This window comes from Alloalcanivorax marinus (genome assembly GCF_016785095.1).
In the GTDB taxonomy this organism is placed as follows: Bacteria; Pseudomonadota; Gammaproteobacteria; order Pseudomonadales; family Alcanivoracaceae; genus Alloalcanivorax; species Alloalcanivorax marinus_A.
The window spans coordinates 370,802-391,266 of record NZ_JAEKJB010000015.1 but is presented as its reverse complement, the minus strand read 5'-3'; the positions used below and the strand labels follow the sequence as shown (position 1 = coordinate 391,266).

Here is a 20,465-nt window from a genome sequence, read left to right as displayed (position 1 = left end):
AACAGCCCGGTGGTCCGATCTACGGCACAGGTTCAAGGACCTCAGGAGCGACTCGGGTTGCCACCGGGCTGACAGGGGATGGTAGCTAATCATCTCCCTGCGGAGAGACACAAGGAGCGACTTCAGTCGCGATGAAGATGGCACCGGAGCGGATCGCGACTGAAGGGAACGCCGCCCTAGGGGGTACCGCTGAAGCGGCGGGCGGCGTCCACCAGCCAGGTCTGGAAGTGCGCCAGGGTCTCGTTGCCGCGCTGGCTGTCAGGCACCACGAACTGGTAGGCGTCGTTGCTGCGGAAGCTGTGCCGGAACGGAATCACCAACTGGCCGCTGTCCAGCTCCTTGGTGATCAGGAACGGCGGAATCAGCGCTACCCCCATCTTCTGAATCGCCGCCTCGGCGAGCATGGTGAACAGCTCGTAGCGGGGTCCGGCCATGTCCCGTTCCACTTTCAGGCCCAGGGATTCGAACCAGGTCCGCCACATATAGGGGCGGGTGGTCTGTTGCAGCAACGGCAGCCGGGCGATGGCCTCGCCGTCCAGGTGGCCGTCGCCGGCCAGGTCCGGGTGGCACACCGGCACTGGCTCTTCGTGCATCAGTGGTACCGCCGTGGTGCCCGGCCACTGGCCGTCGCCGAAGTAGATGGCGGCGTCGAAGCGGGTGTCGGCGAACAGAAACGGCCGGGTGCGGTTGGTCAGGTTCACGGTGATGTCCGGGTGCCGTTCACGGAACGCGGCGAGCCGGGGCAGTAGCCAGCGGGTGCCGAAGGTGGGCACCACCGCCAGTTCCAAAATGTTATTCGTGCCATGCTTGCCCATGGCTGCCAGGGTATCCCGTTCCAGCTCGTTGAGGCGCGCGCTGACCTGGCGGCTGTAGTGCAGGCCGGCGGGTGTCAGGTGCACGCCCTGGCGCCCGCGCCGGAACAGCTTCACCCCCAGGAATTCCTCCAGACCATTGATCTGGCGGCAGATCGCGCTCTGTGTGAGGGACAGTTCCTCGGCGGCCTTGGTGAAACTCTGGTGGCGGGCGGCGGCCTCGAAGCCCACCAGGGCGGTGGTGCTGGGAATGTTGCGGCGCATGGTGTCTCCGGGGCGGGTTCTTGAAGTGAGGAAAAAGCACAATGGGGTGAATATTAATCGCTTGCGGAGAGGGATAACAGGTCCATAGGATGGACGCCCTTTACGGGTCCCGCCCTCGCCGCGGCGCTCTATATCAACAAATGCATAGGTGGACATCATGGCGAATCAGGCTTCGTTCAACTGGGAAAGCCCCCTGCTGCTCGATCAGCAGCTCACCGAAGACGAACGCATGGTGGCGGACTCCGCCCGCCAATACTGCCAGGACAAACTGGCGCCCCGCGTGCTGGAGGCCTTCCGCAACGAGAAGACCGACCCGGCCATCTTCCGCGAGATGGGCGAGCTGGGCCTGCTCGGCGCCACCATTCCGGAAGCCTACGGCGGCGCCGGCATGAACTACGTATGCTACGGCCTGATCGCCCGTGAGGTGGAGCGCGTGGATTCCGGTTACCGGTCCATGATGAGCGTGCAGTCTTCCCTGGTGATGGTGCCGATCAACGAATTCGGCTCCGAAGAGCAGAAACAGAAATACCTGCCCAAGCTGGCCAGCGGTGAGTGGATCGGTTGTTTCGGTCTGACCGAGCCGGACCACGGCTCCGATCCGGGCAGCATGGTGACCCGCGCCAAGAAAGTGGACGGCGGTTACAGCCTGACCGGCGCCAAGATGTGGATCACCAACAGCCCGATCGCTGATGTCTTCGTGGTCTGGGCCAAGACCGAGGACGGCAAGATCCGGGGCTTCATCCTGGAGAAAGGCTGGAAGGGCCTGTCCGCGCCGGCGATCCACGGCAAGGTGGGCCTGCGCGCTTCCATCACCGGTGAAATCGTGATGGACAACGTGTTCGTGCCGGAAGAGAACATGTTCCCGGAAGTGACCGGCCTGCGCGGTCCGTTCACCTGCCTGAACTCCGCTCGCTACGGCATCGCCTGGGGCGCCCTGGGTGCCGCCGAGGACTGCTGGTTCAAGGCTCGCCAGTACACCCTGGACCGCAAGCAGTTCGGCCGCCCGCTGGCCGCCAACCAGCTGATCCAGAAGAAACTGGCCGACATGCAGACCGAAATCACCCTGGGCCTGCAGGGCTGCCTGCGCCTGGGCCGCATGAAGGACGAAGGCACCGCGGCGGTGGAAATCACCTCCATCATGAAGCGCAACTCCTGCGGCAAGTCCCTGGACATCGCGCGCCTGGCCCGCGACATGATGGGCGGCAACGGCATCTCCGATGAATTCGGCGTGGCCCGCCACCTGGTGAACCTGGAAGTGGTCAACACCTATGAAGGTACCCACGACGTGCACGCGCTGATCCTGGGCCGCGCCCAGACTGGCCTGCAAGCCTTCGCCAACTAAACGCTTCGGAGAAGTCTGATGTCCGGAGCATTGTCCCACCTGCGCGTACTGGATCTGTCCCGCGTTCTGGCCGGCCCCTGGGCCGGTCAGATCCTGGGCGACCTGGGCGCCCGGGTGATCAAGGTGGAACGGCCTGGTCGCGGGGACGATACCCGTGGCTGGGGCCCGCCCTACCTGAAGGATGGCGACGGCGGCGACACCGACCAGGCCGCCTACTACCTGACCGCCAACCGCAACAAGGAATCCGTGGCCATCGACATCACCCGGCCGGAAGGCCAGGAACTGGTGCGCAAGCTGGCGGCGGAATGCGACGTGGTGCTGGAGAACTTCAAGGTCGGCGGGCTCAAGCGCTACGGGCTGGACTACGACAGCCTGAAAGCGGTGAACCCGAAGCTGATCTATTGCTCGATCACCGGCTTCGGCCAGGACGGCCCCTACGCCAAACGCGCCGGTTACGATTTTCTGATCCAGGGCATGGGTGGGCTGATGAGCCTCACCGGTCACGCCGAGGGCGAGCCCGGTGCCGGGCCGATGAAAGTGGGCGTGGCGCTCACCGACATCACCACCGGCCTGTACGCCACCATCGCGGTGCTGGCGGCCCTGTCCCACCGGGACCGCACCGGCGAGGGGCAGCACCTGGACATGGCGCTGTTCGACGTGCAGATGGCCTGCCTGGCCAACCAGGCGATGAATTACCTGACCACCGGTCAGTCGCCGCGCCGGTTCGGCAACGCCCATCCCAACATCGTGCCCTACCAGGATTTTCCCACCGCCGATGGCGACATGATCCTGACCGTGGGCAACGATGACCAGTTCGCCCGCTTCTGCGAGGTGGCCGGTCATCCGGAATGGGCCGAGGACCCGCGTTTCGCCACCAACCGCTCGCGGGTGGAGCATCGCGATGTGCTGGTGCCGTTGCTGCGCCAGACCACGGTGATGAAGACCACCACGGAATGGCTGGCGGCTCTGGAAGCGGTGGGCGTGCCCTGCGGCCCGGTGAACAACCTGGAGCAGGCGTTCGCCGATCCCCAGGCCCGGGCCCGTGGCCTGCGCCGGGAGATGGATCACCCCATCGCCGGCACCGTGCCCACCGTGGCCAGCCCGCTGCGCCTGTCGGCGACGCCGGCGGAATACCGTCTGCCGCCGCCGCTGCTCGGCGAGCACACCCGCGCGGTGCTCGGCGACATGCTGGGCCTCGACGAGTCGGCCCTGGAAACCCTATTCGCCAACGGCGTGGTCGCCTGAGGCAGAATCCGCGCGGCCTCCGATCTCGGGCCGCGCTGCGCTGACAGCTGAGATCTCTGCCTTGACTTTGCCGCTCCGGTCCCCCCGGAGCGGTTTTTTTTTGTTCATCGCGGCTAAAGCCGCTCCTACCGCGCAATTCAACCGCCAACGCAACGCTACAAAGCCGCGCGAGACGCCACCTCGTAGCCTGTCGTCGTGTGCCCCCTTCCGGGACCCTGTCAAACAGGATGTTTGACCGGGAGCCCCCATGGGTGAGGCAAGCGTGTTGCGAAGCACTGCTTCGCGCGCCGCCGAACGCCGCCCATCTGTGATGGGTGGCCGGACCCGCTTGCGGGGGTTCACGGCGTTCCCGGAAGGGGGCACACGACGACAGGCGGCCCCGATGGAGGGTTTGGCCCCTGTTCCTCGTCGCGGCTACGAGCCCAACCTCCGGTATTTCGCCGGGGTCTGCCCGGTCCAGCGCTGGAAGGCGCGGATGAAGGCCGCCGTCTCGCTGTAGCCGAGCCGGTCGGCGATGCGCTCCACGCTGAGCGAGGAATCCCCTAGCAAGGCACGGGCCTTGCGCAGCCGCACGTCATCGAGAATTTTCTGGAAGCTGCGTCCCTCCTCCCCCAACCGGCGCCGGAAGCTGCGCTCCGGCAGATCGAAGGTGGCGGCGGCGCGGGCGGCGTCCGGGAAGTCGCCGAGAAACAGATCCAGGTAAGCGGCCACCCGATCCGCCAGCCCTTCCGGGGCGCCGGCCCGACGCGCCAGCAGGGCATCGCATTGGGAGCGGTACAGCTCCTGGGCGGCCTGGTTGTGGAACGGCAGCGGCGTGGCCAGGTCCCGGTTGCGGATGGTGGCCTGGGCCCAGGGCTGGTCGAAGCGGATCGGCGCCCGGAAATATTCTTCATAGAAAGCCGTGTCGCGGGGTTCCGGATAGGGCAGCCAGATTTCCCGGGGCGCCAGGTCCAGGCCCAGCTGGGTCTGCAGATCGTTGACCAGGCGGAAGGTGCCGGTCATGTCCCGGTCGATGAGCATGCGGCGCACCGAGGCGGGCAGGGCGATGGGCTTGAGAATCAGCGCCGTGTCCTGCTCGCCGGGCACCAGGGACAGCTCGCCGTACAGATAGGTCAGCGCCTGGTAGCGCACCCCCAACTGAAAGCCCTCGAAGGCGGTGCGGCTGGTCATCAGCAGCATGGTCAGCGGGCCGTAGCCGGCCAGGCCGAAGCGCTGGCCCATCTCGAAGCCGAACGCCGGGTCGCCGGCCAGCGGCAGCAACTCGGTGAGCACCGCCAGTTCCCGGTCACGTTCGATTTCGCCGTTGGGGTCCAGGCGCGCCGGGTCCAGCCCGTGGCGGGCCAGCACCGCGTCGCACGCCACTCCGCGCTGGCGGAGCAGGTCCACGGTATACATCAGGGCAAGGATCGAGCGCTGCGACATTTTTTGGCCGGAATTATCAATTTCCGGGTCAGCTTAACAGCTTTCTTCCACCTTCCGCCAAGGTAGGGTAGGCCCATCGAAAAGGCGCCCGGGTCAACCGGGCCAGCGCCACCCGTGAACAGGGAGAACAATATGAACAGTCGAGTGAACCCGGCAAACCGGGCCGTGAAGGTCGCCATCGTCGGCGGCGGTTTCGGCGGCCTGTGCATGGCCATCAAGTTGCGCGAGGCCGGCATCGAGGACTTCGTGGTGCTGGAGAAGGCCGGCGAACTGGGCGGCACCTGGCGGGAAAACACCTATCCTGGCTGCGCCTGCGACGTGCAGTCGCACCTGTATTCCTATTCCTTCGAGGGCAACCCGGACTGGTCCGCCCGCTACAGCGGCTGGCGGGAAATTCAGGACTACATCCTGGCCACCGCCGGCAAGCACGGCATTCACGAATGTACCCGCTTCCACGCCGAGGTCACCGGCGCCCACTATGACGAAGCCCGCGCCCGCTGGACCCTGGACCTCACCGACGGCGACCAGGTGGAATGCCAGCACTGGGTGCTGGCCAGTGGCCCGCTGCACGTGCCGCAAATCCCGAATTTCCCCGGCCTGGAGCGATTCCAGGGCAAGGTGTTCCACTCTTCCCAGTGGGACCACGACTACGATCTGAGCGGCAAGAAGGTGGTGTCCGTGGGCACCGGCGCCAGCGCCATCCAGTATGTGCCACAAATCGCCCCGCGGGTGGAGCGGCTCACCGTGGTGCAGCGCACCCCGGGCTGGATCATCCCCCGCGACGAACGCCGCTACAGCGCTTTAAGCAAGCGCCTGTTCCGGCGCTTCCCGGTGCTGCGCAAACTGCACCGGGCGCGGCTCTACTGGAGCAACGAGTCCCGGGTGCTGCCGATCTTTCACCCGCGCCTGGCCACGTTGCTGGAGAAGGGCGTCAAGCAGTTCATCCGCTATCAGGTAAAGGACAAGGACACCGCCCGCCGCCTCACGCCCAGCTATACCCTGGGCTGCAAGCGCATCATGATCTCCAACCGTTACTACCCCACCTTCAACCGGGACAACGTGGAGCTGGTCACCGAAGGTGTGAAGGAAGTCCGTGAACACAGCATCGTGTTCAGCGACGGCAGTGAGCGCGAGATGGACTGCCTGGTGCTGGGCACCGGCTTCGTGGTGGACCCGCGCATCTACATGCAGGGTTTCCCCATCGTCGGTCGGGGCGGGCGCACCCTCCAGGAGGACTGGAAGGACGCCTCCGAGGCCTATCTGGGCGTCACCGTGGCCGGTTACCCGAACCTGTTCCAGATGGTCGGTCCGAACACCGGCCTGGGGCACAACTCCATCGTCTTCATGATCGAGTGCCAGGCCCGTTACATCGTCGACGCCATCGAGAAGACCGACGCCAAGGGCGTGGACGCCCTGGACGTGAAGCGCTCCGAAATGGACGCCTTCAACGAGAAGTTGCAGAAGGATGTGGCCGGCACCGTCTGGCAGCAGGGCGGCTGCAGCAGCTGGTACCAGCAGGCGGACGGCAAGAACGTGGCGATCTGGCCGTACTCCACCTGGCGCTACTGGCTCAAGACCCGCCAGGTGGATGAGAGCAAGTACCACTGGGAAAAAGCCGCGCGGCCCGTCACCAGCACCGCCGCCACCCCCACCAATACGTAGGAGCGACTTCAGTCGCGATCCGGCGTTTGAGCATCGGGCCATACGCCGGATCGCGAATGAAGCGGAATGCCGCCCAGTCGCTCCTACAGCGCCAAGGCCAGCGCCAGGCGCGGTCGGCTTGGGTTCTTTTCGCGATCCGGTTAGGCTTAGGCTCCACGCTCAGGAGCGCCCATGGACGACCGCAAACCGGAGATCATCGACACCCGCCTGATCGCCAGGAGCCGCCTGTTCGGCATCGAGGAAATGCATCTGCGTTTCAGCAACGGCGAGGAGCGCACCTACGAGCGCCTGCGCACGCCGCCCATCGCTGGCGTCATGTGCGTGCCGCTGCTGGACCCGGACACCGTGGTGTTGATTCGCGAGTACGGCGCCGGCGTCGAGGATTACCAGATTACTCTGCCCAAGGGCGCCTACGAACACGGCGAGGACTGGCGCGACGCCGCCAACCGTGAACTCAAGGAGGAGGCTGGCTACGGCGCTCGCAAGCTCACTCTGCTCAAGCGCATGACACTCTCCCCCGGCTACATGGGGCACGCCATCACCGTGGCCCTGGCCGAGGACCTCTACGAGGAAAAACTGCCCGGCGACGAGCCGGAACCCCTGGAAGTGATCACCTGGAAACTGTCCGATCTGGACCGCCTGCTGGAACGCGACGACGTGACCGAGGCGCGGGTGATCGCCGCTCTGCTGATGACCCGACGGATATTGGAAACCCGCTAATGACCGACCTGCACGCCCTGCTGGAACCCGTGGCCCACATCGCCGCGGACGCCGGCGCCGCCATCCTGGAAATCTATAACCGCGGCGACGTGGACGTGGACCGCAAGGACGACGACAGCCCGATCACCGCCGCCGACCGCGCCGCCCATGAACTGATCGTCGCCCGGCTCGCGGAGCTGACCCCGGAGATTCCGGTGTTCTCCGAGGAGTCCGGAGGCATCGAATACGCCGACCGTAAGGACTGGCCGCGCTTCTGGCTGGTGGACCCGCTGGACGGCACCAAGGAATTCATCAAGCGCAATGGCGAATTCACCGTCAACATCGCCCTGGTGGAAGGTAACCGGCCGGTGCTGGGCGTGGTCCAGGTGCCGGTGCTGGACGTCTGTTATCTGGGGGGCGAAGGCCTCGGTGCCTTCAAGGAAGAGAACGGCCAGCGCCAGGCGATCCACTGCCGCGAACGGCACCTGCCGGTCATCATGGTGGCCAGCCGCAGCCATGGTGGTGGTACCCGGATGGAAGTGCTGGAAGCCCTGATCCAGCAACGCCTGGGCGCGGTGGAAAAAACCTCCATGGGCTCATCGTTGAAGCTGTGCCTGGTGGCGGAAGGCAAGGCGGACATCTATCCGCGCCTGGCGCCCACCAGCGAGTGGGATACCGCCGCCGCCCACGCGGTGGTAAGCGCCGCCGGTGGCGAAGTGGTGAACACCGATTTCGAGTCGCTGGTCTACAACAAGGAAGATATTCTCAACCCCCATTTCCTGGTGCTCGGCCAGCCCGCCGCCGATTGGCGCTTCATCCATTCCGCCGTGGCGGAATAAAGGCCGGATCGCGGCTGAAGCGAAACGCCCCCGGCCGCTCCTACACGGTGTCTTCCCGCTGTAGGAGCGGCTTCAGCCGCGATCGGCGGCGAAGCCGTCTATCCCACCCAGCTCGGCAACAACCCCATCAACACCGGCTGCACCTGCTGGTTCAGCCAATACGCCCCGACCGCCACCATGGACAGTTGCACCATGGGCAGCATGATGCCCAGGGCCAGTACGTTCACTAATACTTTCTGGCGTATCCGTCCGCTCCACAGCAGCAGGGCCAGCACCGTGAAAACCGCCAGCGGCAGGGCGAGAAGATCGTGCAGTGCGGGCGGCGCCGGCAACGCGGGGGTGAGGTGGAACGGCAACTCGAACATGGGACATGGAGCTCAGTGGGTATTAGGAAATTAATACTAATGAGTATTACTGTAAGGTTGCGTGAATACTAAGAACTTCGTCACAGTATGGTATCAAAGTGCCATCAGCCGACCTGCGCCGATATCATGGTACATACGTCCTAATTTTCGCCATGGTCCTGGAGGTCCAGGTAGTCGCGCAGCGCCACCGGGTCCGGTACCGTGACCTGCCCATAGCTGAAGGCGATCAGCCCCTCCGCCTCCAGCGTCTTGAGCACGCGGTGCACGCCCTGGCGGGTCATGCCCATCATGTTGGCGATGTGCTCGCGGGTCAGTTTGAAGGTTACCGGCCCGCTGGCGCGGCTGCCCGGGTCGTGCATGGCGGCCAGAAACAGCAGCCGCCGACCGACCCGCCCGGGCATATCGCGCAGGGCGTTGTCCTCGATGATGGAAATCGCCGACCACAGGCGCCGGCTGAGCATGTCCAGCGTGCGTGGGTAGGCCTCGGGATGGCGCGCCAGCAGATCCCGGTAGGCCTGGCCGGGCACCTCCACCAGCTCGCCGTCGCTGTGGGCGGTGGCGCCGAACACCCGTGGCATGCCCGGCGAGAACACGGTATCGCCGAACCAGGCGCCGGGCTCGAACAGGGTCAGCATGATTTCCCGGCCCTCGGCGCTGGTGGAACTGATGCGCACGTTGCCAGCGCCCACCACGGACAGCGCCGACTGCACCTCGCCGCGCTCATAGAGCACCTCGTTGGCCCGGAATGGCCGCACCCGCGCCACCGCTGCCGCTTCCGCCAGCGCCGCCGCCGGCAGGCCGGCCAGCAGGGAGCAACCCCGCAATACTTCAAGACTGTGATCGGACATGGCCCATCCACCCGGCCCCGGAAACTGTAAAGCCGTTGACAGTATGGCCGCCGTCGCCGGCTCTAGACTGTCCCCACGGCATAAACAGCATACCAATAACAGAGCCAGGGCCCGCCGGGCCCCAGCCAGGAGAGCATCATGCACGAGCACGAACCCCGCGCCCAGTTCAAGCATATGGAAGACGGCACCGCCGAGGACTGGCGGATCATTTCCCAGGCCTTCGGTGGTTTCGCCCGCGAGCTGCCCGATCGCATCATCGAGCACCTCAAACTGCTGGAAGGCGATTGCGGTGGCTTTCCGGTGGATCGCCTGACCCATTGCCTGCAGACCGCCACCCTGGCGCACCGTGACGGCCAGGACGAGGAGTACGTGGTGTGTGCCCTGCTGCACGATATTGGCGACACTCTGGGGCCCTACAACCACGCCGACGTGGCGGCCAGCCTGCTGGAGCCCTTTGTCAGCGAGGAGAATCACTGGATGGTGAAGCACCACGCTATCTTCCAGGGCTACTACTTCTTCAACCATCTGGGGCTGGACCGCGACCTGCGCGAGCAATTCCGCGATCACCCGTGCTTTAAACGCACCGTGGAATTCTGCGCCAAGTACGATGCCGCCGCCTTCGACCCGGAGCAGGAAACCCTGCCGCTGTCGTTCTTCGAGCCCATGCTGCGTCGCGTCATGGCCCAGCCCAAACGCTCGCTCTACAAGAAATCCCTGGACCCGCGGCCCGCCGAACAGAGTGCCTGACCGGCGGCGGCGCGCCGGGCCGGGTTTCACGGCGCGGCGCGCGCATGGGGTGTACACCCTCAAACTGTCAAAAACAGCGAAATATTTCGGCCATCGCCGAGTCACACCCGATCCTTAAGGTGAGCCCCGCGTAAACAGTCCTTACTCGGGAGACTCACCATGAATACCCTGCACCCGGCCCGGTGGCGAGCCACCTGGCTGACGCTCTTACTGTGTCTTTTCCTCTCCGCCTGTGGCGGCGACAGCAGCTCCGGTGGCGGTGGCGATAACACGCCGCCGGACGGCAACGATGGCCAGGCCGCCAATGCCTTCACCCTGGCGGTGCTGCCCGATACCCAGAAGTACGCCCGTTATTCGCCGGAGCGTTATACCGTTCAGACGCAATGGATCGCCGACCATTACCAGGAAGAAAACATCAAGTTCACGGTGCATCTTGGCGACGTGGTCGACCGTGCCAATGTGCCCGAGGAATGGGTGGAGGCGCGCAACGCCATGCAGATTCTGGAAGCCAATCCGGAAACGCCCTACAGCGTGCTGGCCGGCAACCATGATGTGATGAACAGCGGGCAGTGGGACGATCAGCGCACCCTGGCCAACGAACCTTTCCTGCAGCACTTCCCAGCGTCCCTGCAGGCCTCCAACTTCGGCACCTTCCAGGGCACCGACGACACTGGCTTCAACAGCTATCACCTGTTCCAGGGCGGCGACCGGGAGTACCTGGTACTGGCCCTGGACTGGCTGCCGTCGCAGCAAACCGTGGCCTGGGTACAGGACGTGCTCGACCAGCATCCGGACACCCCCACGATTCTCACTACCCATCAGTTGCTGGGCATCGGTTCCGATGGTGAAACCGCCGTGTTCACCCCCCTGGGCCAACAGTTGTGGGAAGACCTGATCCGTTCCAATGACCAGATTTTCCTCACCGTGAGCGGCCACAACCACGGCGAAGCGACGCTGATCGGCAAGAACGACTATGGTCGCGACGTGGTGATGGTGGTGGTGGATTACCAGTCCGGTTTCTGGGGCGGCAACGGCATGATGCAGCTGGTGACCTTCAACGAGGCGGACCAGCAACTGGACTTCCGCTCCTACTCACCCTGGGTGGCGGCCATTCCGGAAGCCGAGCGCCAGCCCCAGGATGAACTGTCGCGCTGGGAATTCAGCGTGCCGATGAACTTCGAGCGGCGTTTCGCCGACCTCAACCAGGGCACCGTCGCCGACGCTCCGGGCAACATCGAGGGCACCGAAGCCTATTGGATTCTCGACGACGATCACCGCATCACCCGCGCCGACGGCTCGGTGCAGTTCCTGGACGCCTCCGGTAACGGCAACACTCTGGAGCTGGTGGATTACAACGATCCCCAGGGCGAGCAGAGCGACTTCTTCGAACTGCGCGACGACGCGCCGCCGTTCGGTTACGCCACCGGCACCGCCACCTTCCACGGCAACAACGACATCGGCGGCTATTACCTGACCACCGGCGGGCCGGGGCTGAGCTTTGAAAACAGCGCCGCCGGCAAGCCAGGTTTCCTGCCGCAATACACCATCGAAGCCATCGTCCGCCTGCCGTCCGATTGGATGCGCGACCAGAATCAGTGGTCCGGCATTCTCAACCACGAGCCGGGCATCAGTCAGGTCTGCCAATACCACGAGGTGGGGTGCTCCGGCAGCGATGCGTCCCTGGGCTTGAACGTTTCATCCCTGAAGGAGTTCCAGTGGGTGAGCACTTCCCAGAATGGCAAGGGTCAGGACAACTGGTCCTGGGAAGTGGCCAGCGATTACTGGTACCACATCGCTTTGGTGAACGATGGCGAGCGGGTGCAAATGTACGTGGACGGTTCCCTGACCATGCGTACCGGCGTTGATCCGCAGCAGGGGCTGCTGGTGGAGCCGGGGCAGCCCTGGAACATCGGCATCAACAGCTGGCAGGGCAACCCGGGGAATCTGTTCGCCGGCGATATCGCCGAGATCCGCATCAACAATCGGGCGCTGGATCGCAGCGAGTGGTTGTACAACCAATAACGTTCCGATCACCTCTTCAAGCGCCCCCCGGGGCGCTTTTTTTATGCGCGCTGGATTGGGGAGGCTCCATCGGGGACGCGTCTCGGTGTGGGCCCCCTTCCGGGAACGTCGTGAATCCGTCCCTGGAGACTCCCGGTCAAACATCCTGTTTGACAGGGTCCCGGAAGGGGGCCCACACCGAGACGCTACGAGGTGGCGTCCCGCGCCCCTGCTGGAGCAAACCTACGTCAGGTTCAGAAGCGCGAGGAGGGCATCGGTATTCAGGTGCTGGTCGATGGCGTCGGCCAGGCGGTTCAGGTCGTGCTGGCGGTGGGCGTCATAGTCGACGGCGTTGGCATTGTCGGCCAGGCCGGCCCAGCGCAGCAGGGCGTCGGTGGCGCCGGGGTCGTCGAACAGGCCGTGCAGGTAGGTGCCGCGAAGGCGGTCGTCGTCGCTGAGGGCGCCGTCGGCGCGGCCGTCCAGGCGCAGCAGCGGGCGGTCCAGGGCGGGGCCTTCACTGACGCCGTTGTGGATCTCGTAGCCGTGGATCGGCACGCCGTCCGGCAGCAGGGTGCCGCTGACGTTGCGCAACTGCTTGCCGCGAACCAGGGTGGTGCGCAGGGGCAGCCAGCCCAGGCCATTGTCGCCGCCGGGTTGGCCTTCCAGGCCGTCCGGGTCCTCGATGCGCTCCCCCAGCATCTGAAAGCCGCCGCAGATGCCCAGCACCTTACCGCCGTAGCGCAGGTGCCGTTCGATCTCCTGGTCCCAGCCCTGCTCGCGCAGGAACGCCAGGTCGGCGCGGGTGGCCTTGCTGCCGGGCAGGATCACCAGGTCCGCCGCCGGCCAGGGCCGGCCCATTTCGGCGAAGCGCAGCTCCACGCCGGGGTGCAGGCGCAGGGGATCGAAGTCGTTGTGGTTGCTCATGCGCGGCAGTAGCGGCACCGTCACCTTGAGCGCGCCGGCGTGGTGCTCGCCGCCGCCGGCCACTGCGTCCTCCGCGTCCAGCATCAGGCCGTGCAGGTAGGGCAGCACGCCCAGCACCGGCTTGCCGGTGCGTTGCTCCAGCCAGTCCAGGCCGCTTTGCAGCAGCGCCGGGTCGCCGCGAAAGCGATTGATCACGAAGCCGCGAATGCGCGCCTGTTCCTCCGGCGGCAGCACTGCCAGGGTGCCGACGATCTGCGCGAACACGCCGCCCCGGTCGATGTCGGCCACCAGGATCACCGGGCAGTCGGCCAGCTCGGCGAAGCCCATATTGGCGATGTCGTTGGCGCGCAGATTGATCTCCGCCGGGCTGCCGGCGCCCTCGGCGACCACCACCGGATGGCGGGCCGACAGCGCCGTCCAGGCATCGCGCACCGCGTCCCGGGCCGTCGCCTTGAACGCGTGGTAATCGAGCGCGTCCATGTTGCCGTGCACCCGGCCACGCAGGATCACCTGGGCGCCCCGGTCGGTCTGCGGTTTGAGCAGCACCGGATTCATATCCGAATGCAACGGCACCCCCGCCGCCAGCGCCTGCAACGCGGTGGATCGCCCCACCTCGCCGCCGTCCTCGCTGACCGCGCTGTTCAGCGCCATGTTCTGCGGCTTGAACGGCGCCACCCCCACCCCGCGCCGCGCCAACCAGCGACACAACGCCGCCACCACCAGCGTCTTGCCGGCGTCGGAGGTGGTGCCCTGAACCATCAACGTCGTCACAACTCCACGCCTTTCTGCGCGCGAACCCCCTGATCCTTGAACGCATGTTTGACGACTTTCATTTCCGTCACCGTGTCCGCCAGTTCGATCAGTTCCTTGGGCGCGTAGCGGCCGGTGACCACGGCGTGCTGCAGGGGCGGGCGGTTCTGCAGGTCGTCGAGCACCGTGTCCAGGTCCAGGTAGTCGTAGCGCAGAGCGATGTTGAGCTCGTCCAGCAGCACCAGGTGGTAGCTTTCGTCGCGCAGCATCTTCCTGGCTACTTCCCAGGCCGCCTCGGCGGCGGCCACGTCCCGTGCCCGGTCCTGAGTGTCCCAGGTGTAGCCCTCGCCCATGACGTGGTAGTCCACGTTGGGCAGGTCGCGGAAGAAGGCTTCCTCGCCGGTGCTGAAGGCACCCTTGATGAACTGCACCACGCCTACCTTCATGCCGTGGCCCAGGGCCCGGGCCAGCATGCCGAAGCCGGAGCTGCTCTTGCCCTTGCCCGGGCCGGTGAGCACCAGCAGCACGCCCTGGTCCTTGTCGGCGCGAGCAATGCGTTCCTGCATGATCCGTTGTTTTTTCGCCATGCGTTCGGCGTGGCGTCGCGGGGTCTTGGCGTCCTCTCGCATGCGTGTCTCCTGTTACCGGGAAGGGGGGAAGAGGCCTTCGAAGATCGAGGCCACCAGCGTCGGTGATGAAGGAAAGTAGCCGTGGAAGAAGCTGGCCACCAGACCGTTTTTTACGAACACCGGTTCGCCTCCGGCGCCGCTTTGTTTGTCGCTGAACAGCCGGGCGTCTGGCGCGTCTTCCAGGGCGGCGTGGTGGAAGGTGTGGCCGCGCAGTTCGTGATCGCCCAGGCGCAGTCCGTGCATGCCCAGCCCCTGGAGCTTGCCGGTGAGCCGTGCCGTACCGGGCAGCAGCCCGAAGCCTTGATGGCGTTCGCCGTCGCCGTCCAGCACCGTTTCCAGGCAGACCATCAGGCCGCCGCATTCCGCCAGGATGGGTTTGCCGGCCTGATGGTGGGCGCGAATCGCTTCGCGCATGGCGGTGTTGGCGGCCAGGGTGGCGCCGTGCAGTTCCGGGTAGCCGCCGGGCAGCCAGAGGGCGTCCACCGCGGGCAGCGCCGTGTCGGCCAGTGGCGAGAAGAAGCGGAGCTCGGCACCCAGGTCGCGCAGCAGGTCCAGGTTGGCCGGATACAGAAAGGCGAAGGCCGCGTCCCGGGCCACGCCGATCCGTTTGCCGTCCAGCAGGCGGGGCGGCGGCGCCGGGCGTGGAGCGTTGAAGGCCACCGGTGCCGGCAGCCGGTCGAGGCCGGCCTCGGCGAGCACGGCGGCGGCCTGGTCCAGGCGTTGGTCCAGATCGTCCAGCTCGCCGGCCTGAACCAGGCCGAGATGGCGCTCGGGCAGCGTCATAGCCTCGTGGCGCGGCACCGCGCCCAGCAGGGTCAGGTCCGCCGGCAGGCCCTCGGCGAGCAGATCGCCATGGCGGGGGCTGGCCACCCGGTTGGCGATCACCTCGCGCACCGTCAGATCGTCCCGGTAGCGGGCCAAGCCCAGGGCCACGGCGCCGAAGGTCTGGGCCATGCCCCAGGCGTCGATCACGGGAATCGCCGGGATGCCCGCCAGCACCGCCAGGTCGGCGCTGGACGGGGTGCCGTCAAACAGGCCCATGGCCCCTTCCACCAGTATCAGATCCGCCTGCGTGGCCGCCTCGGCCAGCCGCCAGCGGCATTCCGCCTCGCCGGTCATCCAGGGTTGAAGCTGGTACACCGGCGCGCCGCTGGCCCGCTCCAGGACCATGGGGTCCAGGTAGTCCGGCCCGAACTTGAACACCCGCACCCGGCGGCCGGCGTTGCGGTGCAGCCGGGCCAGGGCGGCGGTGATCAGTGATTTGCCCTGGCCGGAGCCGGGGGCGCTGATCAGGGCGGCCGGCACGGTGCCGGTGAACGATTCGTTAGCGGTCATGGTCCACCGGGTCTCCAGGGTCGGGGGTGGGCACGAACACGGGCGCGCCGCCCACCCGGGTCATGGTCAGCGGCTGGCCGTACAGCCGCTCCAGGGCGCGGGGCTCGAGCATCACCTCGGCGGGGCCGGCGCAGTGCTGGCCGTCCGGGAACAGCAATAGAAGATGGTCGCACCAGCGTGCCGCCAGGTTCAGGTCATGCAGCCCCATGACGACGGTGGCGCCGCGCCGGGCCTGATCGGCGAGCAGCCGCATCACCGCCACCTGATGACGCAGGTCCAGATGGTTGGTGGGTTCGTCGGCCAGCCACAGGGCCGGGGTCTGGGTGAGGGCGGTGGCGATGGCCACCCGCTGGCGCTCGCCGCCGGACAGGGTGGTCACCAGCCGGTCCGCCAGGTGGTCCACCGCCAGGGCGGCCAGGGCCTCCCGGGCCAGGCGCAGGTCCTCGGTCCCTTCCCGTTGCCAGGGGGCCAGGAACGGGTGGCGGCCGATCAGAGCGGTTTCCAGCACCGTGGCCGGAAAGCCGTCCTGGCGCTCCTGGAACACCAGGGCCAGGCGCCGGGCCACCATCTTGCGTTTGAGGGTGGCCAGAGGCGCGCCATCCAGGTAAACCCGGCCGGCGCGGGGCGGGTGCAGCCCGGCCAGGGTGTGCAGCAGGGTGGTCTTGCCGGCGCCGTTGGGGCCCAGAATGCCCCAGCGCTGGCCCGGCGCCAGGCACAGCGACAGCGACCGGCCATCGGCACGGCCGGGAATGTCGATCACCAGGTCCCGGGTTTCCAGCATCGCCATCAGCGGCTCCGGTACAGCAGAAACAGGAAGGTGGGCACCCCCAGCAGGGCGGTGATCACGCCCACCGGCAACTGCTCCGGGGCCAGCAGGGTGCGCGCCAGGGTGTCCGCCAGGGTCAGCAGGGCGCCGCCGGCCAGCACGCTGGCCGGCAGGATCAGGCGCTGGTCATTGCCCAGTAGCAGGCGCAGCATGTGCGGCACCACCAGGCCCACGAAGCCGACGCTGCCGGCGGTGGTCACCGCCACCGCGGTGAGCAGGCTGGCCAGCACGTAGACGGTGATTTCCAGGGGCCGCACCGCCACCCCAAGGGCCGCCGCCTGCAGCGGGCCCCGGGCCAGCACATTGAGCGTGCGCCCCAGGGGCAGGGTGGCCAGCAGCGCGGGTACCAGCACCAGCCAGGCGGGCAGCGGCGAGCGGGCGTAGCTGAGGTCGCCCATCAACCAATAGAGCATGCCAGGCAACTGGTCGGCGGGGCTCAGGGTGAGCAGGAAGGTGACCACGGCGCTCCAGCCGGCGGCCACCACCACCCCGGTGAGCAGCAGCCGGGTCGGGCTCCAGCCGCCCACGCCCTGGGCCAGGCCGAACACCAGCAGCGTGGACAGCAGCGCCCCGGCGAAGGCGGCGCCGGACACGCCGAAGGCCGCCGCCCCCACCAGCATGGCGCCCAGGGCGCCCACCGCCGCGCCGCCGGACAGCCCCAGCACGTAGGGGTCCGCCAGGGGGTTGCGCAGCAGCACCTGCATCAGGGCACCGGCCAGGGACAGCAGGCCGCCGGTGGCGAACGCCGCCAGCGCCCGGGGCAGGCGCAGGGACAACAGCAGCTCCCGGTGCAGCGGGTCGCCGCCGCCGGTGAGCACCGCCAGTAGCTGGGTCACCGTGATCGGCACGCTGCCCACCGCCAGGGCGGCGGCCACCGCCAGCAGGCCGAGCCCGGCCAGCACCATCAGGGCCGCCAGGCCCCGACCGCTAACGCCGGGCACGGGCGGTCTCCAGGTGGCGGCACAGTAGCCGGGTGCCCTTCAGCATCTGCGGAGTGGGGCGCTGCAGGGTGGAGGGCGGCACGAAGAACAGGTTATCCCGCTGCACGGCGGTGAGCGCCGGGAACCGCTTCCAGGGTTCCAGCCACTCCGGATTGTCCTCGCCCATGCCGCCGGCGACGATGGCCTCCGGGTCCTTGGCGATCACCGCTTCCTTGCCGATGCGCGGCGCCAGGCTGGTCTGATCGGCGAACACATTGATGCCGCCGCACACACGGATCGCCTCGCTGATCAGGTGCTCGCCGTTGACCGTCATCAGCGGCTCTTCCCAGACCTCGTAGAACACCGTCACCGGGTCCGCGTCGGCGTAACGTCCACGCAGATCGGTGATGCCGTCGCGGAAATGGTCGGCGGCGGCGCGGCCGGCCCGTTCGGTGCCGGCCAGCACGGAAAAACGTTCCAGGGTGTCGGCCACGTCGGCGAAGCGCAGCGGCTCACCCCGGTAGACGGTGAGCCCAAGTTCCTCCAGCCGCTGAACCTGGGTGTCCGGATTGCCGCTGATCCAGGCCACCACCAGGTCCGGTTTCAGGGCCAGAATCGCCTCCATGTCCAGGCGCTTGTAACTGCCCACCCGGGGCAGCGCCTTGGCCGCCGGCGGGAAGTCGCTGAAGCTCACCGCGCCCACCAGCCGCTCGCCGGCGCCGGCGTCGAACAGCAGCTCGGTGGCGCCGGGGGACAGCGCCACGATGCGCTCTGCCGGTTGCTCCAGGCACACCCGCCGGCCCGCGTCGTCGTCCACGCACACCTGCGCCCGTGCCGAGACCGCCAGCGATATCAGGCCGACGGCCTGAATCAAAGCGCGGAACAGCGATGAGCGAGGCATGGAGGTCTCCGTTTACTGCAGTTCGTAGCGCAGATTCAGCATGGTGAAGCGGCCGGCATTAAGGTAGTCCCAACCGGCGTAATTGGTGCTGGTGGCGTAGCTTTTATCGAGCACGTTCTTGACCGCCAGACGTGCCGACCAGCGCGGCGCGAAACGCCAGTCCGCGCGCAGATCAAGCGTACCAAAGCCGGGCAGTGGTTCCTCGTTTTCGGCGTCATTGTAGCGGTCACTCTTGAGCACCAGGGTACCGCCCAAGGAAACGTCCCCGAGTTGCCGGTCCGCGTCCAGACGCAGGCTGCGTTTGGCGCGGCGCTGCAGAACGTTACCGGTATCGCGATCGCGCGGGTCCTCGATGGATGCCGCCGCCGCCAGACGCCACTGATTCCATTCCAGGCCGGAGGTCAACTCGGCGCCACGAATGCGTGCCTCGTCCACATTGTACGAGCCCAGGCCGAAACCGATGTCGGCGGTACCGATCAGGTCGTCCACATTGGTCTCGTACAAGGCCAGGTCCCAGAACCAGGTTTGCCATTGGCCGCGAACGCCGAGCTCCAGGCTTTTTGATTTCTCCGCTTCCAGTTCAGGGTTACCGAAGCCCGGATAGTACAGCTCATTGAACGACGGCGCGCGAAACGCGGTGGCATAGCTGGCGCGCACACGGTGGTGAGGGGTGACCTTGTAGCCCACGGCCAGACCGCCGGTGGTTTCGCCGCCGAAGGCTTCGTTGTCGTCGTAGCGGCCGCTGGCCTGAATATCGAAGGCGCCGAAATTCAGCAACAGCTGGGCGAAGCCGGCGCTGTTATCGCGCTCGTCCTCGTCATACACGGTGCTGCTCTCCACGCTATCGCGCAGGAAGTCGCCGCCGATCACCAGCTCGTGATCGCCGAACAACAGAAAATTCTGCCAGCTCGCGGCGCGGCTGCGGGTGTTGAAGAAGTTGCTGCGATTACCGTCGGTGTAACCTTCGCTTTCGTCGCGGGCATCGCTGATTTGCAGCTTGCTCAGCCAGTTGTCGCTGACCCAGACGCCGCCGTGGACGCCGGCCGCCTGCAGCGCATAGTCGGTGGTGCGTTCCTGCGCGGGAGTGGAGCCCTCGAACTCGGTGGTGCCTTCGGCGCGGAAGGCGAATACCCCCAGCTCGGCGTCATTGTCGAAGCGGTGGGTCAGGTTGATGACCCCGGAGGTATTGTCGTAACCCCGATCCCCGCTGTTTTCACGCAGTTCGGTGCCATCGGTGTCGAAGCGGTCCACGCCCAGGGTATAGCGGGTGCCTTCACTTTCGCCGGAGGCCCCGGCGGCCAGATGGCGGGTATTGAAGGTGCCGGCGCCGGCTTCCACGAAGGCGCCGTCGGCGGTGCGATCGGTGAATACCTGTACCACCCCACCCATGGCGTCGGCACCGTACAGGCTCCCGCGTGGTCCGCGCACCACTTCCACGCGACTGATCAGCGAGGCGGGCAGGAATTGCCAAGAGGGATTGCCGGCGGTGGCCGAACGCAGACGCACGCCGTTTAGCAGTAACAGCGAGGAGCTGCTGCCGGTGCCACGAATAAAGACGCTGGTGGCCTTGCCGAAACTGCCGTTGCCGGTGACATCGATGCCCGGCTGACCACGCAGTACATCGGTGAATTCCACCGGCTGTTGCCGTCGCAGTTGTTGTTCGTCGATCACCGTCACGGATGACAGCGATGCGTCCACCGTGCGGCTGGAGAGGGTGGGAGTGATCACCACCGGGTCCAGAGCGGCGACGTGCAATGGAGAGGTATCGTCGGCGGCGGCCAACGGTGTTAAAGCGGAACAACAAACAGGCAGGACGGCGAACGCCGTCGAAAAACGCAAAGTCATGCGAAACGATCCCCTTCGCCGAGCTCACCCGCACGGCGTGATAGTGATTGTCGGGGAGGAGCGGGCGGGGCATACGGGCCGGGCGGCTC

Annotated in this window: 18 protein-coding genes; 7 read left to right on the top strand and 11 right to left on the bottom strand. The window is 66.6% G+C overall.

Features of this window, described 5'->3' with window-relative positions:
- Positions 1-176: 176 nt before the first annotated feature.
- Positions 177-1,076 carry a LysR family transcriptional regulator gene (locus tag JF515_RS19325; protein ID WP_203106086.1) on the bottom strand — a complete coding sequence of 300 codons (900 nt, stop codon included), beginning with the start codon at positions 1,074-1,076 and terminating at the stop codon, positions 177-179.
- 157 nt (positions 1,077-1,233) lie between these two features.
- On the opposite strand from JF515_RS19325, the gene JF515_RS19320 reads away from it, so the two are divergent.
- Positions 1,234-2,418 carry an acyl-CoA dehydrogenase gene (locus JF515_RS19320; protein WP_203106085.1) on the top strand — a complete coding sequence of 395 codons (1,185 nt, stop codon included), beginning with the start codon at positions 1,234-1,236 and terminating at the stop codon, positions 2,416-2,418.
- Between the two features lie 18 nt (positions 2,419-2,436).
- Positions 2,437-3,663: a CaiB/BaiF CoA transferase family protein gene (locus JF515_RS19315; protein ID WP_203106084.1), complete on the top strand. Its 1,227-nt coding sequence runs from the start codon at positions 2,437-2,439 to the stop codon at positions 3,661-3,663.
- A 414-nt stretch (positions 3,664-4,077) separates the two neighbouring features.
- Here the strand turns inward: JF515_RS19315 and JF515_RS19310 are convergent, their stop codons facing one another.
- Complete coding sequence (locus JF515_RS19310; protein ID WP_203106083.1) at positions 4,078-5,085, bottom strand: AraC family transcriptional regulator; 1,008 nt, start codon at positions 5,083-5,085, stop codon at positions 4,078-4,080.
- 132 nt (positions 5,086-5,217) lie between these two features.
- Here JF515_RS19310 and JF515_RS19305 point away from each other — a divergent pair, with 132 nt between their 5' ends.
- The 3 genes from JF515_RS19305 to cysQ all read left to right on the top strand — a co-directional run bounded on the left by JF515_RS19305 (position 5,218) and on the right by cysQ (position 8,285).
- Positions 5,218-6,747: a flavin-containing monooxygenase gene (locus tag JF515_RS19305; RefSeq protein ID WP_203106082.1), complete on the top strand. Its 1,530-nt coding sequence runs from the start codon at positions 5,218-5,220 to the stop codon at positions 6,745-6,747.
- Positions 6,748-6,918: 171 nt separating this feature from the next.
- Positions 6,919-7,467: an ADP compounds hydrolase NudE gene (gene nudE, locus JF515_RS19300; RefSeq protein WP_203106081.1), complete on the top strand. Its 549-nt coding sequence runs from the start codon at positions 6,919-6,921 to the stop codon at positions 7,465-7,467.
- Positions 7,467-8,285: a 3'(2'),5'-bisphosphate nucleotidase CysQ gene (cysQ, locus tag JF515_RS19295; protein WP_203106080.1), complete on the top strand. Its 819-nt coding sequence runs from the start codon at positions 7,467-7,469 to the stop codon at positions 8,283-8,285. The genes nudE and cysQ overlap by 1 nt, the downstream gene beginning before the upstream one ends.
- Before the next feature lie 98 nt (positions 8,286-8,383).
- Here cysQ and JF515_RS19290 read toward each other — a convergent pair whose 3' ends face one another.
- Both JF515_RS19290 and JF515_RS19285 read right to left on the bottom strand, forming a co-directional pair.
- A complete protein-coding gene (locus tag JF515_RS19290) occupies positions 8,384-8,650 on the bottom strand; it encodes a hypothetical protein (RefSeq protein ID WP_203106079.1) in 267 nt (88 codons plus the stop codon).
- 140 nt (positions 8,651-8,790) lie between these two features.
- Positions 8,791-9,498, bottom strand: a complete 708-nt coding sequence (locus JF515_RS19285; RefSeq protein WP_203106078.1) for a Crp/Fnr family transcriptional regulator — start codon at positions 9,496-9,498, stop codon at positions 8,791-8,793.
- A gap of 138 nt (positions 9,499-9,636) precedes the next feature.
- Here JF515_RS19285 and JF515_RS19280 point away from each other — a divergent pair, with 138 nt between their 5' ends.
- A complete protein-coding gene (locus JF515_RS19280; protein WP_203106076.1) occupies positions 9,637-10,245 on the top strand; it encodes an HD domain-containing protein in 609 nt (202 codons plus the stop codon).
- Between the two features lie 159 nt (positions 10,246-10,404).
- The gene (locus JF515_RS19275) at positions 10,405-12,267 is read left to right on the top strand and encodes a LamG-like jellyroll fold domain-containing protein (protein ID WP_203106074.1); all 1,863 of its coding nucleotides are present in this window, start codon (positions 10,405-10,407) and stop codon (positions 12,265-12,267) included.
- A gap of 222 nt (positions 12,268-12,489) precedes the next feature.
- On the opposite strand, the gene JF515_RS19270 is transcribed toward JF515_RS19275, so the two are convergent.
- Genes JF515_RS19270 through JF515_RS19240 form a run of 7 tightly spaced genes read right to left on the bottom strand, consistent with a single transcriptional unit; the run spans position 12,490 to position 20,376 of the window.
- Complete coding sequence (locus tag JF515_RS19270) at positions 12,490-13,941, bottom strand: cobyric acid synthase (RefSeq protein WP_203106073.1); 1,452 nt, start codon at positions 13,939-13,941, stop codon at positions 12,490-12,492.
- Entirely contained in the window at positions 13,938-14,549 is a 612-nt protein-coding gene (gene cobO / locus JF515_RS19265; protein ID WP_203106072.1) for a cob(I)yrinic acid a,c-diamide adenosyltransferase, read from the bottom strand. Before cobO ends, JF515_RS19270 begins: the two co-directional genes overlap by 4 nt.
- A gap of 12 nt (positions 14,550-14,561) precedes the next feature.
- Complete coding sequence (locus JF515_RS19260) at positions 14,562-15,884, bottom strand: cobyrinate a,c-diamide synthase (RefSeq protein ID WP_203106071.1); 1,323 nt, start codon at positions 15,882-15,884, stop codon at positions 14,562-14,564.
- Complete coding sequence (locus JF515_RS19255) at positions 15,874-16,671, bottom strand: ABC transporter ATP-binding protein (protein ID WP_203106070.1); 798 nt, start codon at positions 16,669-16,671, stop codon at positions 15,874-15,876. The genes JF515_RS19260 and JF515_RS19255 overlap by 11 nt, the downstream gene beginning before the upstream one ends.
- Positions 16,671-17,615, bottom strand: coding sequence for a FecCD family ABC transporter permease (locus JF515_RS19250; protein WP_203106137.1), 945 nt, complete (start codon positions 17,613-17,615; stop codon positions 16,671-16,673). The genes JF515_RS19255 and JF515_RS19250 overlap by 1 nt, the downstream gene beginning before the upstream one ends.
- A 22-nt stretch (positions 17,616-17,637) precedes the next feature.
- A complete protein-coding gene (locus JF515_RS19245; RefSeq protein WP_203106069.1) occupies positions 17,638-18,531 on the bottom strand; it encodes a cobalamin-binding protein in 894 nt (297 codons plus the stop codon).
- 12 nt (positions 18,532-18,543) lie between these two features.
- Entirely contained in the window at positions 18,544-20,376 is a 1,833-nt protein-coding gene (locus tag JF515_RS19240; RefSeq protein WP_203106068.1) for a TonB-dependent receptor domain-containing protein, read from the bottom strand.
- Between the last annotated feature and the right edge of the window lie 89 nt (positions 20,377-20,465).